This is a genomic window from Flavobacterium hibisci, from assembly GCF_020026925.1.
GTDB classification, from domain to species: Bacteria; Bacteroidota; Bacteroidia; order Flavobacteriales; family Flavobacteriaceae; genus Flavobacterium; species Flavobacterium hibisci.
The window spans coordinates 230,580-247,897 of sequence record NZ_JAIQDW010000006.1 but is presented as its reverse complement, the minus strand read 5'-3'; the positions used below and the strand labels follow the sequence as shown (position 1 = coordinate 247,897).

General features: G+C 32.4%; 12 protein-coding genes. 9 read left to right on the top strand and 3 right to left on the bottom strand.

Features of this window, described 5'->3' with window-relative positions:
- Window positions 1-397: 397 nt before the first annotated feature.
- Window positions 398-3,613 (bottom strand): cytochrome c biogenesis protein CcsA, encoded by a 3,216-nt coding sequence (ccsA, locus tag K8B81_RS08850; protein ID WP_223680955.1) that lies wholly within the window; start codon window positions 3,611-3,613, stop codon window positions 398-400.
- A 245-nt stretch (window positions 3,614-3,858) separates the two neighbouring features.
- Between ccsA and K8B81_RS08845 the strand changes: the two genes are divergently transcribed.
- From K8B81_RS08845 to K8B81_RS08805, 9 genes are all read left to right on the top strand, one after another.
- Window positions 3,859-4,620, top strand: a complete 762-nt coding sequence (locus tag K8B81_RS08845; protein ID WP_223680953.1) for a Rossmann-like and DUF2520 domain-containing protein — start codon at window positions 3,859-3,861, stop codon at window positions 4,618-4,620.
- On the top strand, window positions 4,604-5,131 hold the full coding sequence (locus tag K8B81_RS08840) for a KdsC family phosphatase (protein WP_223680951.1): 528 nt from the start codon (window positions 4,604-4,606) through the stop codon (window positions 5,129-5,131). Before K8B81_RS08845 ends, K8B81_RS08840 begins: the two co-directional genes overlap by 17 nt.
- A 51-nt stretch (window positions 5,132-5,182) precedes the next feature.
- On the top strand, window positions 5,183-6,109 hold the full coding sequence (locus K8B81_RS08835) for a geranylgeranylglycerol-phosphate geranylgeranyltransferase (protein WP_223680949.1): 927 nt from the start codon (window positions 5,183-5,185) through the stop codon (window positions 6,107-6,109).
- Entirely contained in the window at window positions 6,102-6,686 is a 585-nt protein-coding gene (locus K8B81_RS08830; RefSeq protein ID WP_025572933.1) for a Maf-like protein, read from the top strand. Before K8B81_RS08835 ends, K8B81_RS08830 begins: the two co-directional genes overlap by 8 nt.
- 10 nt (window positions 6,687-6,696) lie before the next feature.
- A complete protein-coding gene (locus tag K8B81_RS08825; protein ID WP_025572934.1) occupies window positions 6,697-7,227 on the top strand; it encodes a mechanosensitive ion channel domain-containing protein in 531 nt (176 codons plus the stop codon).
- A gap of 104 nt (window positions 7,228-7,331) precedes the next feature.
- Window positions 7,332-8,432, top strand: coding sequence for an AI-2E family transporter (locus K8B81_RS08820; protein ID WP_025572935.1), 1,101 nt, complete (start codon window positions 7,332-7,334; stop codon window positions 8,430-8,432).
- A 61-nt stretch (window positions 8,433-8,493) separates the two neighbouring features.
- Window positions 8,494-10,326 carry a hypothetical protein gene (locus K8B81_RS08815; RefSeq protein ID WP_223680947.1) on the top strand — a complete coding sequence of 611 codons (1,833 nt, stop codon included), beginning with the start codon at window positions 8,494-8,496 and terminating at the stop codon, window positions 10,324-10,326.
- Window positions 10,327-10,494: 168 nt separating this feature from the next.
- On the top strand, window positions 10,495-11,004 hold the full coding sequence (locus K8B81_RS08810; RefSeq protein WP_223680945.1) for a hypothetical protein: 510 nt from the start codon (window positions 10,495-10,497) through the stop codon (window positions 11,002-11,004).
- Between the two features lie 211 nt (window positions 11,005-11,215).
- Entirely contained in the window at window positions 11,216-12,835 is a 1,620-nt protein-coding gene (locus tag K8B81_RS08805; RefSeq protein ID WP_223680943.1) for an LVIVD repeat-containing protein, read from the top strand.
- Between the two features lie 336 nt (window positions 12,836-13,171).
- Here K8B81_RS08805 and K8B81_RS08800 read toward each other — a convergent pair whose 3' ends face one another.
- A complete protein-coding gene (locus K8B81_RS08800) occupies window positions 13,172-14,440 on the bottom strand; it encodes a tetratricopeptide repeat protein (protein ID WP_223680941.1) in 1,269 nt (422 codons plus the stop codon).
- A gap of 41 nt (window positions 14,441-14,481) precedes the next feature.
- A complete protein-coding gene (gene gyrA / locus K8B81_RS08795; RefSeq protein WP_025572942.1) occupies window positions 14,482-17,124 on the bottom strand; it encodes a DNA gyrase subunit A in 2,643 nt (880 codons plus the stop codon).
- Window positions 17,125-17,318: the final 194 nt, after the last annotated feature.

Sequence of the window (17,318 nt, the reverse complement as noted above, 5' to 3'; positions counted from 1 at the left end):
TAAAAATCAGTCAAAAAAAGGAAAATCATCTTTAAAGCCGAATTCCGAAAACCGAATTAATTTTTTATAGCTATCTTAATTTTTTATAAACGAAAAGAAGCTGTCCTTTTGAGACAGCCTCTTTTTTTTGTGTAAATATGGATTTAACATTTTTAATAAAACTCCTAAAACCTATAGACTTAAGCTGAGAAATATTTTCATTTCCACCAAGGCTTATTATGAAAACTGAAGCACTAGCCCTGATGGGAATGGCATCCTTTTGTAGCGGGGTTCGCTACAAAAGATATAGTGTACAGCAGGAAATAGCTCCTAAAATTTCAAATTCATAAACTTCATTATTATAAACAAAAAAGGTTCAACCATAATAGCTGAACCTTTCTACATAAAATAGCATTTATTATTTTTTATAATATTTTCGGTATTTAGGATACGTTACAGCCCCTATCACTGAAATCGCTAATAGTGAATAATATATCCAGTCAAGGGATTTTGCTTCTCCGCTCGCGTATGAATGCAGACCAACTAAGTGGAAATTCACACCATAATAGGTGAACAAAATGGATATAAAACCAAACATACTCATCAGATTGAATGTCCATTTTCCTCGTAATGCAGGTACAAAACGGGCGTGAATTATAAAAGCATACACCATAATTGAGATTAATGCCCAGGTTTCTTTTGGGTCCCAACCCCAGTAACGTCCCCAGCTTTCATTGGCCCATTGTCCTCCAAGGAAGTTCCCTATCGTTAACATAATCAATCCGATTGTCAATGCCATTTCGTTGATGTATGTGATTTCCTGTATGTTTAAATCCATTTTGGCTTTGTTTTTTTCTGTTGTAAAGAAAATCAATAGTAATGACACAAAACCAAGTATAAATCCTAATGCAGTTGGACCGTAACTTGCTACAATTACCGCAACGTGAATCATTAACCAATATGAATTAAGAACAGGCTGTAAATTTGCAATTTCCGGATCAATCCAGTTCAAATACGCCGACATTAAAATCATCGCTGTCACAAAAGCTGATGAAGCAACAGTTAATTTTGATTTTCTATCAAAAGCTAATCCAAAAAACATTGTGGACCAAGCTACATATATGATAGATTCGTAAGCATTACTCCAGGGAGCGTGTCCCGAAATATACCAACGTGCAATTAAGCCTAAAGTGTGCAATGCAAAAAAAAGTCCAATAACAATATGACATGCATTTACACAAAAACGAATCCATTTTTTTTCAAAAAAGATATTTACGATTGTAAAAATAAACATGATGATTGCTGCTGTAATGTACCAATATGTTAATTTTTGAAAAACATCGTATTTATTGTAAGCGATTTCGGCATCAATTTTTTCTTCACTTGGGCGTACTTTAGCGCCAAATTTCTTTTGGAAACCGTTGATGCTTTCGACTAAATCATCGGCCGTTTTAAAATCTTTTGAAATAGATCCATTATTTAAGGCATTGAAATAAAGTGGCAGGATTTGTTTGGTATAAGTTGCTTCCATTCCTTTTAAACCCGCATGTTCCAATTCCAGATATGAAATCCATTTATCGCCCGGATGATTTGGAACAGGAAATATTTTCAAAATACTTCCGCTTAATGCAGATTCCATCAGGTTGACCTTTTTGTCGGTTTCAATAAAATCTTTTTCAAACTGATTAGGGTTTGCTGCTTTATAAGCTGCATCTAAATAAGGAGATAATTTATAATTACCATTCTGATCAAAAAATTTCACAAAAGGTGCGTTTTTTGCTTCTTTATCTACTCCAATGATTTTCCTGATACTATCGTTTCCTGCTCTTAAATAAATAATAGGAACCTGAATCCAAACCTGGGCATATTGTGTCATTGATAAAAATACCTGATCAGAATTCATTCCGTTATATGTATCACTGTGGCTTACTTTTCGTAATAATTCAGAGGAGAAAGTATTAATAGGCTTCATTCTCCCACCAGCATCCTGAATAATCAGACGACCAAACTTTGCAGCGTGAGCTTCCGGTGCTTTGTAAATATTCAGCAATGAATCTATTTGTTTCTGGCTTGGCGGTCGTGTTACGTGATTGGCATGATCATTAGGATCATCGTTATGAGTGTGTGTATGATTGTGGTTATGATTGTCTCCCGGTGTATGTACATGTGGCTCTTGTGCAAAACCGTTAAAGCTCAACATCAAAACTAAAATTGTAATCAATTTTGCTTTTTTCTCTTTTACTTTCTCAAGTTTACGTTTTAGATCTGTAAAACGGGAACCTTTGGTAAACATGATAGCCATCAGACCAAAAAACAGCATAAAATATCCTAAATAAGTTATCGATGTTCCCCAAAAATCATGATTTACAGACAATACAGTACCTTTTTCATCCGGATCAAAAGAAGACTGAAAAAAACGGTATCCTTTATAATCTAAAACATGGTTCATATAAATTCTGGCATCAAAAGTTTCAGAAGAATCCTGAACAGTAACCTTACTTTCAAATGCAGAATAACTTTTTTCTGTTCCCGGGTATTTAGTAGCAATGAAATCGTTTAGTTTTACTTTAAAAGGCAGAATGTATGCTTTACTTCCGTAGAATAAACTGTATTCAATTTTTCCAATTTTGACAGTTTGAGGCTCTCCTACACTTCCTTTAGAACCTAACAGACGTACTTCTTTTTCCTGGCCGTCTGCCTTAACTTTTACAATTAATGCATCTCTATGGGATTTTGCTTTGTAGTCATTATTCGACTCATAATCAACAACTCCTCTTACTGCTGGATCCGGAAATACGATTCGGATATCACCAATACTGTATAAAGAACGCATCATTAAAGGCTGTACATTGTCTTTCGTTACTTTTCCTTTTAACTGATCTGCCATTCGCATAAAATCACCTTCGAAAGGAGTCTGAATGGTATATTCTTTTCCGGTTGTATTAATATTTATCGCACCATCTGTTGGTTTATTCAAAGCAAATAAAACATTATGTATATTTTGGACTTCTCCCTCTTTTAAGAAATGTTCTTCACGACCACCGGCTCCGGCTTCAACTAATTTAATATATAAAGTTCCTTTTGGATCCGGTTTTATGGTTTCTTTGGCTCCCATAATATAATTCACATAACTAATCTCAAAAGGAGTTTCATCAAATTGACCTGAAAGCGTAAAATCATTATTGGTAACCGGGGATAACAAAAGACTTTTCTCAAAAGTCCTGCGTTTCATTTCTCCTTTATATTCTCCATCTGCAAAAACAGTTAAAAATGTTTTATCTGAATAGATTTGGTTTTCAGCTGCTCCTTCGCGAATTGGCATCATGCCTTCATAACTGATATAGCGTGTAATAAATGCTCCCAAAAGAATAAAAATAAAAGCAACATGCAGTAATAAAGTTGCCCATTTTTCTTTTTTCAATAACTGATAGCGCTTAATGTTTCCAAAGAAATTAATCATAAAAAATACCATTATAGCTTCAAACCACCATGTATTGTAAATTAAAATTCGGGCTGTATCAGTATTGTATTTACTTTCGATAAAAGTTCCGATACCCATTGCAATTGCAAATGTTAAAAAAAGAACGGCCATTAATCTTGTAGAAAACAAAAAAGAGAATATTTTTTTATCCATTTTTGAAGGAATTACTGTGTATAAAAAGTGGCACAAAAGTACTTAAAATTGTTGATTTGAAGTATTTGTCTTTTGTTAATAAAAACCAAAAAGAGTATTCTGAAATCAAAGGATTTCCAATTAAACAGGTTTTCTATTACAATTCAATTTTAAAGACTTATTATATTGTCTGCCTTCAAATTTTATAAAGCGCAATTCAAAACTTTGACGTTTCAATTTCTTTAAAAAAATGCTAATTTTGCGTTATGATTAAAATAACAGTAATTGGTTCCGGAAATGTTGCACAACATTTGATAAAAGCTTTCACTAAAAGTGAACAGATTGAAATTGTACAAGTCTATTCCAGAAAAAAAGAATCAGTGCTTAATTTAGTAAATGCTGATCGAATTGTTACAGAATTTGCCAATTTGCATGAATCCGATTTATATATAATTTCTGTTTCTGATGATGCTATTTTAGAGGTTTCAGAACAGCTTCCCTTTAAAAACCAATTGGTTGTTCATACATCTGGCACAACTTCGATTGATGTTTTAGACTCAAAAAACAGAAAAGGCGTTTTTTATCCTTTACAAACTTTTTCTAAAGCAAAGTCTGTTGATTTCTCAATTATCCCAATTTGTCTGGAAGCAGAAAATCCGGAAGACTACACTATTTTAGATACCGTAGCAAAAAGTATTTCTGAAGCCGTTTTTTCAATTAGTTCAGAGCAAAGAAAAGCATTGCATGTTTCGGCTGTATTTGTGAACAACTTCACGAATCATTTATATCAAATAGGGCAGGAAATTTGTGTAAACAATCAGGTTCCTTTTGATATTTTAAAACCTTTAATTCTTGAAACTGCAGATAAAATAAAAGTCCTTAGCCCTGCTAATGCACAGACAGGGCCGGCGAAACGCCATGATTCTACTACCATTGAGGCACATCTTAATTATCTGACCGATGAAAACCAAAGAAATATCTATAAACTCTTAACACAATCTATACAACATAATGGCAAAGCACTTTAAAGAAATAATGAATGACATAACAACGTTTGTTTTTGATGTTGATGGCGTACTTACAGACAGTTCCGTTTTTGTAACCAATGAAGGAGAAATGCTTCGCACCATGAATATCCGCGATGGTTACGCACTGAAAGCTGCTGTAGAAAGTGGTTTTAACGTATGCATTATTTCAGGCGGAAGCAATGAAGGCGTTCGTATAAGATTGCGTAATTTAGGAATTTCAGACATACATTTAGGAACTCCGGATAAAGTAGAAACTTTTAAGCAGTATACTGAAACACATAAAATAAAACCAGAAAATGTGTTATACATGGGCGATGATATTCCTGATTTTCATGTTATGAAATTAGTAGGTTTACCAACCTGCCCGCAAGATGCAAGTCCTGAAATTAAGAATATCTGCCGTTACGTTTCGCATGTTAAAGGCGGAAGAGGCGCTGTACGTGATGTTATCGAACAAGTCATGAAAGTGCAGGGAAAATGGATGGAATATTTTAATGGAAAACACGACTAAATAATTATCTGCTTTTAATTATTAATTGTTAATCCAAACCTTCAAATCAAAATGAAATACCTCAAACTTATTCGTTATCAAAATCTGTTAATGCTTGCTTTTATGCAGGTTTTATTTCGTTATGCTTTTTTAAAAGGTCAAAATATCCCCTTAGCCTTGTCAGACTGGCAATATGCTCTATTAGTTTTAAGTACCGTTTTGATTGCAGGAGCCGGCTATGTAATTAATAACATTTTTGATACTGAAACTGATCAGATAAACAAACCTCAGGATGTTATCATTGGAAAAACTGTATCAGAATCTTTAGGTTATAACATTTATATCGTTCTTAATATTACTGGCGTTGGAATTGGTTTCTATTTATCGAATGTGATACAGAGACCGGGATTTGCAACTATTTTTATATTAATCGCTTCAATGCTTTATTTTTATTCCACAACCTTAAAACAAATTATGGTTTTAGGGAATCTTGTTGTGGCTTTTTTATTAGCAATGAGCGTTATCATTATTGGTATTTTCGATATTTTTCCGGCAACAATAGCAGAAAACAAAGCACAAATGACCAGTTTGTTTTCTATTTTAACGGATTATGCCATATTTGCTTTTATGATTAATTTTATCAGGGAAATAATCAAAGATATAGAAGATGTTAACGGAGATTATAATCAGGGAATGAACACGCTTCCTATTGCTATTGGTATTAGCCGAACTGCTAAAATTGCTTCTGTGCTGACAATCATACCTTTCATTTTATTATTGCTTTATATTAAAAACTATCTTGTAGAAAATGGACTATTTATAGCTACTTTATATGCATTTGCGTTAGTTTTGGCACCACTGCTTTACTTTATAATCAAAACATTTACTGCAAAGTCAAAAAAAGAGTTCAAACATTTAAGCACTTTACTCAAACTCATTCTACTTTTCGGAATTCTATCAATTGTAGTCATTACCTTAAACATTCATTATAATGCTTAAAGAAAAACTAAAAAAATACAAGCTAATCCTAGCTTCTGGCTCACCCCGAAGACAGCAATTTTTCAAAGACCTGGATCTTGACTTCGAAATCAGGTTAAAAGATGTTGAAGAAATCTATCCACCTGAATTAAAGGCTGTTGAAATTACAGACTTTTTAGCATTACTAAAAGCAAATGTCTTTGAAGGAGAATTAAAAGAAAATGAAATTTTAGTAACTAGTGACACTATTGTATGGCATCAAAATAAAGCATTAGGAAAGCCAAAAAATGCCGAGGATGCTTTTGAAATGATAAAATCAATGTCAGGTACAACTCATGAAGTGATTACATCAGTCTGTTTTAAAACCAGCTCTGCTTCTACTGTTTTAAATGATATTACAAAAGTAACTTTCAACAATTTATCTGATGAAGCTATTTTGTATTACATAGAAAATTATAAACCGTATGATAAAGCCGGAGCCTATGGCATACAGGAATGGTTTGGTTTTATGGCTGTTGCAAAAGTTGAAGGTTCATATACCAATGTTATGGGGCTTCCAACTGCAAAGGTTTACGAATATTTGAGTATCTTAGAGTAAAATTTAATTTATGTTTTCATTTAAAGAATATAGCAAGGAAATTCTAACCACTATAATTCTCCTGTTAGCCTTAGCTGCTCTGCGTGTTATTATTGCGCAATTGGTACGTAGATATGCCAGTACTACTCACTTATTAGAACACCGCACTAATCTGGTTATTAAATACATTCATATTTTAATGAATATTTTGGTAACAATAGGTTTGATTGTTATTTGGGGGGTTGAGACGAAAGATATTTTTATAACTGTTTCTTCCATTGCCACTGTAATTGGTGTTGCTATGTTTGCACAGTGGTCTATTTTAAGCAATATAACATCCGGAATGATCTTATTTTTTTCATTTCCTTTTAGAATTGGCGACACCATAAAAATCCACGATAAAGATTTTCCTATTGAAGCAGAAATAGAGGACATCAATGCTTTTCATGTGAATTTAAAAACTAAAGAAGGGGAAAAAATTATCTACCCAAACAATCTTTTATTACAAAAAGGAATTTCGATTATGCCTCCAGTATATGAGGACAAAGAATTTTTTGATTAACCCTTTATGGGAATTTTATAAACTAAAATTTAAAAGCTGGAACGATTTTAAACAAATAAATTTGAAAATTTGTTTAGCATAACTTTAGTTTAAAAAATCAAAAAATGAATCAACCTTTACTATTGCCCTTTTATGCAAAACTTACATTTATATTGTTAAGTTTAATCTGTATTGGAGCCATAACTTACATCGGAAGTAATATAATAACTCCAGTGATGCTGGCATTTATGTTTACGGTTTTACTATTGCCGGTACATTCTTTTTTGCATTTTAAATTACGCTTACCTATTTATATCGCTTCTTTTATCTCAGTCCTGATTTTTGTACTTTGTATCGCTGCAATCCTGGCTTTCATTTCTTATCAGGTTACTGACATTGCAAATGATTTTGATATCATTAAAAAGAATGCAATATCATTTTTCAATAATGTCCAGTCTTATATCCATGAACAATTTCAAATCAGTATCTGGGAACAAAAAAAATACATTGAAAAAGTAACCAGCGATTCTGTACAAAATGGATCCGGAACTATAGGAATGGCGATAGGATCATTAAGTGAAGTATTGTTTAATTGTATGCTTGTAGTTGTTTTTACATTTTTATTCCTATTATATAAGACTCATTTTATTCTTTTTTTAGCAAAATTATTTGATAAAGAAGACCATGCGAAATTGCAACAAATCATTACTCAAATAAAAATTTCGATAAACAATTACATCTTGGGACTTATATTTGAAATGTTTGTAGTTTCTATTTTGACAGGTTTAGGATTATGGATTATAGGAGCAAAATATTTTATTTTACTTGGACTTATGACTGGTATCTTAAATTTAATTCCCTACATCGGAATTATGATTGCAGGTATTTTAACCATCTTATCTTCTCTTTCAGGAACACCTGAAATATCTATGATTATAGGCATTCTTGTAGTAAACATAATTGTTCAACTTATTGATAATAATATACTTGTACCTTTAATCATCAACTCAAAAGTCGAAATAAATGCTATGGTTTCGATAATAGGCATTACCATTGGAGGTGGTGTTGCAGGAATTTCAGGGATGTTTTTAGCAATACCATTACTGGCTATTTTAAAAATTATTTTTGATAGAATAGAATCTTTAGAACCTTGGGGCTATGTTATGGGAAATCATATGCCAAAAAAATTTACCTGGCGTATTAAAAAATTAAAAACTGAAAACTAAATATTTATTCTCAGTTTAATTATATGATAAAAAATCAATAATTTAAGCTAACTTTATTAGCATGTCTTACAGGTTTGTAAAAATATTCTTCTTTTTAATTTTTCTTTGGAATTTTTCCCAAAGCACCTTTTCACAAGAAAAACAGACTAAAAAAGATAGCCTTGAAAAATATCATAAAATTAAAAAGCTTTCTGAAAAAAGTAAGTTTACTAATTTCTTAAGAAAAATAATTTTCAAGCCTGCTAAAATAAAAAAAAAGAACAAAACATTAGTCGAAAAGGAACACTTGCCTAATGTAGATGGAAAAATTATTCGCAACATCAGAATTATAACCTTAGATCCGTTTGGACAATCTGATACAGATTCGACTATGGTTCCTAAAAATTGGGGAGAAAGAACAGGAAATAAATTACACCTCAAGACGAAAAGATTTGCAATTCAGAATTTATTACTTTTTAGAAAAAACTCTGCTTACGACACTTATAAAATAAAAGAAACTGAACGTATTATAAGATCCCAAAAATTCGTAAGTAAAGTAAATATATCTGAGGAATTGGTTTCTCCAACAAATGACTCAATTGATATTACGGTTCGTGTTCTTGATACCTGGAGCTTAATTCCAAAATTTTCAATATCAAGTTCGCGGATTGGTATTGGATTTAATGACCGTAACTTCGTTGGTACCGGACAGCAGCTAGAATATAAATTTTCTAACAGATTTGAGGATGGACATAATGGTCATAATGCTCTATATACAATACCTAACATTAAAAACACTTTTGTTACTACAAAATTTAAATATTTCAATGATTTAGATGACAACTATATCAAAGGTATTGCTTTCGAAAGACCATTTTATTCTCCTTTGGCCAAATGGGCTGGTGGTATTATTATGGAACAACAATATCGACGAGACACATTACAGGATGCAACATTAAAATATGAATACCAGCCATTTAAGTATAACTCGCATGATTTTTGGGCCGGAAAAGCATTTAACATAACTGGGGTAAATCCTAAAAAAAAGGAGAGAACTACTAATTTGATTGTGTCCGGACGCTTTTTAAACATTGATTACACTGAAAAACCTAATTTTGAATTTGATACTATTAATTTTTTTTCTGACGAAAAACAATTTTTAATGGGATTCGGAATAAATACAAGGGAATTCGTGAAAGATAATTATATTTTTAGAAATGGTTTTACCGAAGATGTTCCAATTGGAAGGATCTATGGCATAACACTTGGATATCAGTATAAAAATAAAATATGGCGGCCATACGTAGGTGCCCAGGCTTCTTTTGGGGACTATTACAAATGGGGTTTTTTGAGTACTAACTTTGAGATTGGCACTTTTTTTAATCAATCCAAGACATATCAGACCTCAATTTCATTAAAGGCAAATTATTTTACTAGCCTATTGACGTTAGGAGAATGGAAGTTAAGACAATTTATTAAACCTGAAATGGTTATAGGAATCAACAGAGCTAGCTCTGTGGGAGATCAGCTTACTATAAATGAAAACTATGGTCTTGCAGGTTTTAATGCAGCATATTACGGAAAAAGCAAAATGGTACTAACTTTACAAACTCAGACATATGCTCCTAAAGAAGTTTTAGGCTTTAGGCTGAATCCCTATTTTAATTATTCTATTGCTGTATTAGGAAACAGTTCTTCAGGATTGCTGCAAAATAAATATTTTTCAAAAATTGGTGTGGGAGTTTTAATAAGTAATGATTATCTTGTTTTTAGCGCATTTCAGCTTTCAATTTCATATTATCCTACCATCCCGTTTCAGGGCGAAAGTATCTTTAAAACTAATACATTTGAAACTCAGGACATCGGACTTCAGTCTTTTGAATTAGGAAAACCTAAAATTGTGGAATATAAATAAGCATTTTTTGTTTTTTTATTTCTAACTAAAACAAATTAATAATCAACAAGATACGATTTAACTATTACTTTTTAGATTGTTTTTTACATTCAAAACACATTTACCTTTTATGTTTTGGCACAATATATGAATATCCACATATAGATTAACATTAAAAAAGTATTAAAAATGAAAACAATCAAAATAGCAATCGTAGGATTATTTCTAATCATTGCAAATTCGACACAAGCTCAGGTATCTGTAAATGTAAACATAGGAACACCTCCTGCCTGGGGACCAGTTGGATATTCAGAAGTAGAATATTATTATCTTCCGGATATTGAAGCTTATTATGATGTACGTGCTTCACAATTCATTTATTTTGGAGCAGGAAGATGGGTTAGAACCTCTTATTTGCCAAGACCTTACAGAAATTACGACTTATATGGAGGCTATAAAGTAGTTTTAAATGACTACCATGGAAGAACTCCTTATAAATATTTTGACAGACATAAAGTAAAATACTATAAAGGATACCACGGTGCGCCACAAAGATGTTACGAACCACGACCTAGATATGCGTATAATGACCGTCACCGTGATCACCATAAAAACTATAAACATCATGATAGAGATGACAGACACGATAGACATGACAGACACGAAAGACGTGATGATCATGGCCACGGAAGGAGATAAAACGTTATCTTAATTTTAGCAAAAGAGAGCATCAAAATTTGATGCTCTCTTTTTTTACGATAAAGTGTTAGTAAAATCCGTCAAAATACACTTAAAGCTAAACAACTGTAAAACAAGCGCTTTTATTGAAAAAATTAACATTTTTACCTGCATTATGTTGCAAAAAAACAGCTTACATTTGCACCGAATTTTAAAAATCCAATCACAACTTATGAGAAAAAATATTTACTTATTTTCATTTTTAGCTATGTCACTATTAATAGGATGTGAAAATAATGATGATATCTCAAATAACAATCAGTCAGCAAAAAATATTACTATAACTACGGATCAAACTTCTTTAAATAAAAGACTTGATTATGCCAATTCTGGAGTAATTTCAATAGATAACAATATTGCAACCGGAAAATTTTCCAACACAGGAACAACCAGTCTCCCTTTAGTACAGATTGCAGAAATAAATCCACCAGTTGATAAAGATGGTAGAACATTACAGGCTAGTCATGTTGTTGTAAATGGAAACTATGCATACGTATCTTACATTATGAGAGGAGATGCGTACTCAGGAGCAATTGATGTTATTGATGTTTCAGACCCTTACAAACCTAAACTAGTTACTTCTGCTTTAATTGCTAATACAGATATAACTTCACTCAGCTATTCTAATGGCAATTTAATTATTGGAGCCGCAAAAGATGTAGATACAGATCCATTGTTAGCAAGTCCTTCAATAGTAATCAATATGCAATTGAATTCTGGTTTGCTTACGGATAAATACAAAATCAATTATTTAGAAAGCAGAGTTACAACTGATGTTACGGCAAATGGTTCTTCTTACTTTGCTGTCACAGGCGATAAGGGAAGCCTTTATAAATTTAATAGTTCAACTAAGGCAATTGTTGCAAATGTAACTACAGAAGATTTACGATCAGTTGCATTAAACAATGATAAGGTTATAACCTTAAGCGGGACTAAAGGAGTAAATGTTTACAATCAGTCAAATCTGGCTCTGCAAAAAAACTTTAGTATACCAACAGATGTGAGCGGTGCAAAAAGAACAATGGAAATTAACGGAACAAAAATTTTAGTTTCTGAAGGATATAACGGCTTAGGCGTTTACGATATTAATACTGGTTCAAAATTACAAACTTTAAGTATAACTGCTGCAGGAGAGGATAATGTTACAAATGCAGTTTCTGCAAACGAAGGATATGTTTTTGTTGCAAATGGTGCAGCAGGACTTAATGTTTATCAAAGTGGAGAGCAACTTAATTTATTAGGCACTTTAGGAATTTCGGGATCATCAAACTATGTTAAATCCAGTGGTAATTATATCTATGTTGCAAGTGGCAAAAGTGGATTAAAAATTATTAAGATGGAGAAACCTAATTCAGCATTTACCAGCTGTTCTCAATATGGAACTTACAATCAGGGTAAAGATTTAATTTTAAATTCAAATGAAATCAAATCGTTTTCAGGATCTACTGCGATAAATTCAGCGATAGTAAATTCAGGCGGTATATTAACCCATTGTGGTTCTATATCAATTCAGAATGGTTTGATCCTAAACAGCGGAGGTACTTTTAACATAAGAGGAAGCTTAGCTCAGGGTAAATATCAGCAGTCAAACCCAACAGAACTTATCATTAATAGTAATGCCACATTACAAATAGAAGGATCAGTAGTAATTTGGGGTGATCTAAGACTTAACAGCGGTGCAAAAATTAATTTTATTGGAAATTCTTCAATTACCATTTATGGAAAAGTAACTAAAAATAGTGGAGTAACTATTACAGGTAATTATATTGATACCGAAAACAAGTTGAAATAATAGTTAGATTTCTTATTAGAAATCGCAATCATTAAATAGAAAGCAGGCCATCAATAACGACGGTCTGCTTTTTTGTTATCGGCCAAAAGAACAGAACAACCTATTACAAAATCTTCGCAATTATCTTATGAGAATCAAATCACAAACAAAATCAATATAAGCATAATCAAGTCTAAATAATTTAACTTGACAGGACATTTTCTTAGATATTAAAATGTCAAGTATTTTCCATTATATTACTATTATATTTTAAAAATTTGAATTATGTAGGAAATAAAAAATCGCCTAAATTAAGTTGATTTAGGCGATTTTTTATTTTTATTTTCTTTAACCTTATTACATTGTTGCTTTTAAAGCTTTAGCTTCAGCAGTCATTTCAAGTGCTTTATAGACACCTAACAATGTTTTAGAAACATCTTCATTCTTTGGATCCAGTTCATTTGCTTTTTTAAGATATGGAATTACGCTTTTGAAAACATTTTCTCTTTGTTTTTTCAATACATCATAACGCTTCATGTCTTTATCAGAAGTACCCAATTTATTCATTTCATCAATAATTGGTTTTTCTGCCTCTAATTTTAATGCAGCAAGATTAAGATAAGCATTTGCATAATTAGGATCTATTTCAATCACTTTTAAATAATATTTCTCAGCATCTGCAGCATTTTTAGCATTTGCACTTAATACACCAAGGTTGAAAATTAACTCCTTATTATTTGGATCTTTTTGCAAAGCTTCTCCAACTAACTTTTTATAAGTATCGTAATCTTTAGTTTCTAAATATAAATTAGCTTCGGAAAGGATTAAAGAAGAATCTTCCGGGTTAGCTTTTCTTGCATCAGCCAAAGCTTTTTTAGCATCTTCAGTTCTTCCTTTCTGAACTAAAATCAATGCATAATTTTTGTAAACTTCACCTCTTTTAGAAGGAATAACTTCTTTTTTAGGTTTTTCATGAGTTCCTAATTTTACAGCTAAATCTCTGTCTTTTTCATTATTAAAACCATCTTCGTTACCAGAAGCTTTGTTTACAGCTGTATAGCTTGTTCCTTTTCCTGAATAATTTAATTTTTTCAACTCTTCATACATTGGTAAAGCTGCATCATAATCCTGAGCGTTTACATAAGTAGACGCTGCATAATACAAATTGATGGTGTCTTTTTTATCCAAAGAGTAAGCATCGTACAATTTTTTTGCTCCTTCTGCAGCTTTATTTGATTGTGTATCCGCAATAGCTGAATTAATTAACAATCCTTTAATTTGAGTAATTGAAGCGGCAGCCTGAGTTGAGAATTTTTGCTTTCCAGATGTTTTCTCAATTTCAATTAATTTTTTATAGCTTTCGGCAGCAAGAGACAAATTTTTCCCTTCTTCTACTTTTTTGTTTGCAAGATCTAAATAAGCATTTCCCTGAATAAAATAATATTGTGCCTGTTCTGTATCTTTTGCATTTACAATAAGATTTTCCGCGTCCTTTAATTGTGCAAGCGCACCTTGGGCATCTCCGCCTTTTAATGCTTTTTCAGCACTTTTTATCTGATCTTTCTGAGCAAAAGTAGCTACTGAAATCAATAATGCTGATGCAAGTATTACATATTTACTTTTCATAATATTCAATTTGTATTAATTTTTAATTTGTGTGGTTCATTTTATTCTTCAGATTCCTCTTCTTCAGCATCATCCTCATCTTCAACTTCTTCTTCAGAATCATCGTCTTCATCATCTTCAGCTGCACCATCATCTTCAAGAACTTCTAAATCGGGTTTCACCCTTTCAATTCCGGATTCAATAACATTACCGTCTTCATCTACAACAGCTTCTTCAGCTTCATCTTTCATCACAGTTGTAACAGCTGCAATAGAATCTTTCCCTTTCAGATTAATTAATCTTACACCCTGAGTAGCACGCCCCATAACACGTAAATCTTCAATCGCCATTCTGATTGTCAATCCTGATTTATTGATAATCATCAAATCATCAGAATCCGTTACAGCATTAATAGAAATTAACTTTCCTGTTTTTTCAGTGATATTTAGCGTTTTAACTCCTTTACCTCCACGATTTGTAATTCTGTAAACATCTTCACCATCTTCATCAACTAATTTGGTACGTTTACCATAACCATTTTCAGTTACAACAAGAATTTGTGAATCATTAATATCATTTTTATCAACAGTAACCATACCAATAACTTCATCAGTATCATCTTTTAGTGTAATACCGCGAACTCCAGAAGCTGTTCTTCCCATTGGACGGGTTTTGGTTTCTTCAAAACGAACCAGTTTTCCTGATTTTACAGCTAAGATAATTTGGCTTTCTCCGTTTGTTAACTGTGCCCCCATCAGCTCATCGCCTTCTTTAATAGTAATAGCTGCTACACCATTTACTCTAGGCTTAGAATATTTCTCTAAAGATGTTTTCTTAACCTGACCTTGTTTCGTAACCATAACCAAATTATGGCTGTTGATATAATCTTTATCTTTTAAATCTTGTGTACAAATGAAAGCTTTTACTTTATCATCGCTTTCAATATTTACAAGGTTTTGAATTGCTCTTCCTTTTGCAGTTTTACTTCCTTCAGGAATTTCATAAACACGCATCCAGAAACATTTTCCTTTTTGCGTGAAGAACATCATATATTGGTGATTGGTTGCAACAAACATATGCTCAAGGAAATCCTGATCTCTTGTTCCTGCACTTTTTTGTCCAACCCCGCCTCTATTCTGAGTTTTGTATTCTGTTAAGTTTGTACGTTTGATGTAACCTGCATGAGAAATTGTAATTACAACATTTTCATCGGCAATTAAATCTTCAATACTTACATCTCCACCTGAATATTCAATTTGAGAACGACGTTCATCTCCGTATTTCTCACGAATCTCTTCAAGTTCCTCTTTAATAAGGTTAGTTCTCAAATTCACATCAGCTAATAAAGCTTTTAAATGCTCAATTAACTTCATCAATTCTTCAAATTCAGCTCTTAATTTATCTTGTTCCAGTCCTGTCAACTGACGCAGACGCATTTCAACAATTGCACGGGCCTGAATATCCGATAAACTAAATCTTTCGATTAATTTTTCACGTGCTTCTTCTGTATTTTTAGAACCTCTAATGATGGCAATTACTTCATCAATATTATCTGATGCAATAATTAATCCTTCTAAAATATGAGCCCTTTCTTCTGCTTTACGCAATTCAAACTGCGTTCTTCTAACTACAACATCATGGCGGTGCTCAATAAAATAATGAATCATATCTTTCAGATTCAGCATTTGAGGACGGCCTTTTACTAATGCAATATTATTTACACTGAAAGAAGACTGTAATTGTGTAAACTTATATAAGGTATTTAAAACTACATTTGGAGTGGCATCGCGCTTTAAGATGTAAACGATACGCATACCGTTTCTGTCAGACTCATCACGGATATTCGCAATACCTTCAATCTTCTTCTCGTTAACCAGGTCTGCTGTACGTTTAATCATATCAGCTTTATTAACCTGATACGGAATTTCAGTAACAATAATTGATTCTCTTCCGTCAACTTCTTCAAAACCAACTTTAGCACGCATTACAATACGTCCTCTACCGGTTTTAAATGCTTCGCGAACGCCTTCATAACCATATATTATACCTCCTGTCGGAAAATCCGGAGCCTTAATATGTGTCATTAATTCGTCTACTTCAATATCGTTATTATCAAGGTACGCCAGAGTACCATTGATAACTTCTGTTAAATTGTGTGGAGGCATATTGGTTGCCATACCAACTGCAATACCTGTTGCTCCGTTAACTAACAATGTAGGAACTCTCGTAGGCATTACTTTTGGCTCATATAATGTATCGTCAAAGTTCAATTGAAAATCAACAGTTTCTTTTTCGATATCTGCCATAATTTCTTCCGAAATCCTTTTCATTCTGGCCTCAGTGTAACGCATTGCTGCAGGGCTATCCCCATCTACAGAACCAAAATTACCCTGACCATCAACTAAAAGATAACGCATACTCCATTCCTGAGCCATACGAACCATGGCATCATAAACAGATGTATCCCCATGGGGGTGATACTTACCCAGAACTTCTCCCACGATTCTCGCAGATTTTTTGTGGGCTGATCTTGATGTTACTCCTAAGTCATACATTCCGTAAAGAACTCTTCGATGTACCGGTTTCAAGCCATCTCTAACATCCGGAAGTGCCCTTGATACGATTACCGACATCGAATAATCGATGTAAGCTGATTTCATTTCTTCTTCGATGTTAATAGGAATTAACTTTTCTCCTTCAGACATAATGTTATATTAAATAATTATATTAATTTTCAAAGCGTGCCAAGATACGTTTTTTTGAAATTTTTTCAGCTATTTCCTTACAGATATTTCAATGATTTATTAACAACTTTTTTTTATGTTTTAGTTAATAAATTAAGCCTTTTTTAACTGTTTTATTACTATTTTTTTTGTCTATTAGCTGACAGGTGTTTCTG

Coding starts and splice junctions, on each gene's coding strand:
- ccsA (WP_223680955.1), bottom strand. CDS start 3,613: ATGGATAAAAAAATATTCTCTTTTTTGTTTTCTACAAGATTAATGGCC.
- K8B81_RS08845 (WP_223680953.1), top strand. CDS start 3,859: ATGATTAAAATAACAGTAATTGGTTCCGGAAATGTTGCACAACATTTG.
- K8B81_RS08840 (WP_223680951.1), top strand. CDS start 4,604: ATGGCAAAGCACTTTAAAGAAATAATGAATGACATAACAACGTTTGTT.
- K8B81_RS08835 (WP_223680949.1), top strand. CDS start 5,183: ATGAAATACCTCAAACTTATTCGTTATCAAAATCTGTTAATGCTTGCT.
- K8B81_RS08830 (WP_025572933.1), top strand. CDS start 6,102: ATGCTTAAAGAAAAACTAAAAAAATACAAGCTAATCCTAGCTTCTGGC.
- K8B81_RS08825 (WP_025572934.1), top strand. CDS start 6,697: ATGTTTTCATTTAAAGAATATAGCAAGGAAATTCTAACCACTATAATT.
- K8B81_RS08820 (WP_025572935.1), top strand. CDS start 7,332: ATGAATCAACCTTTACTATTGCCCTTTTATGCAAAACTTACATTTATA.
- K8B81_RS08815 (WP_223680947.1), top strand. CDS start 8,494: ATGTCTTACAGGTTTGTAAAAATATTCTTCTTTTTAATTTTTCTTTGG.
- K8B81_RS08810 (WP_223680945.1), top strand. CDS start 10,495: ATGAAAACAATCAAAATAGCAATCGTAGGATTATTTCTAATCATTGCA.
- K8B81_RS08805 (WP_223680943.1), top strand. CDS start 11,216: ATGAGAAAAAATATTTACTTATTTTCATTTTTAGCTATGTCACTATTA.
- K8B81_RS08800 (WP_223680941.1), bottom strand. CDS start 14,440: ATGAAAAGTAAATATGTAATACTTGCATCAGCATTATTGATTTCAGTA.
- gyrA (WP_025572942.1), bottom strand. CDS start 17,124: ATGTCTGAAGGAGAAAAGTTAATTCCTATTAACATCGAAGAAGAAATG.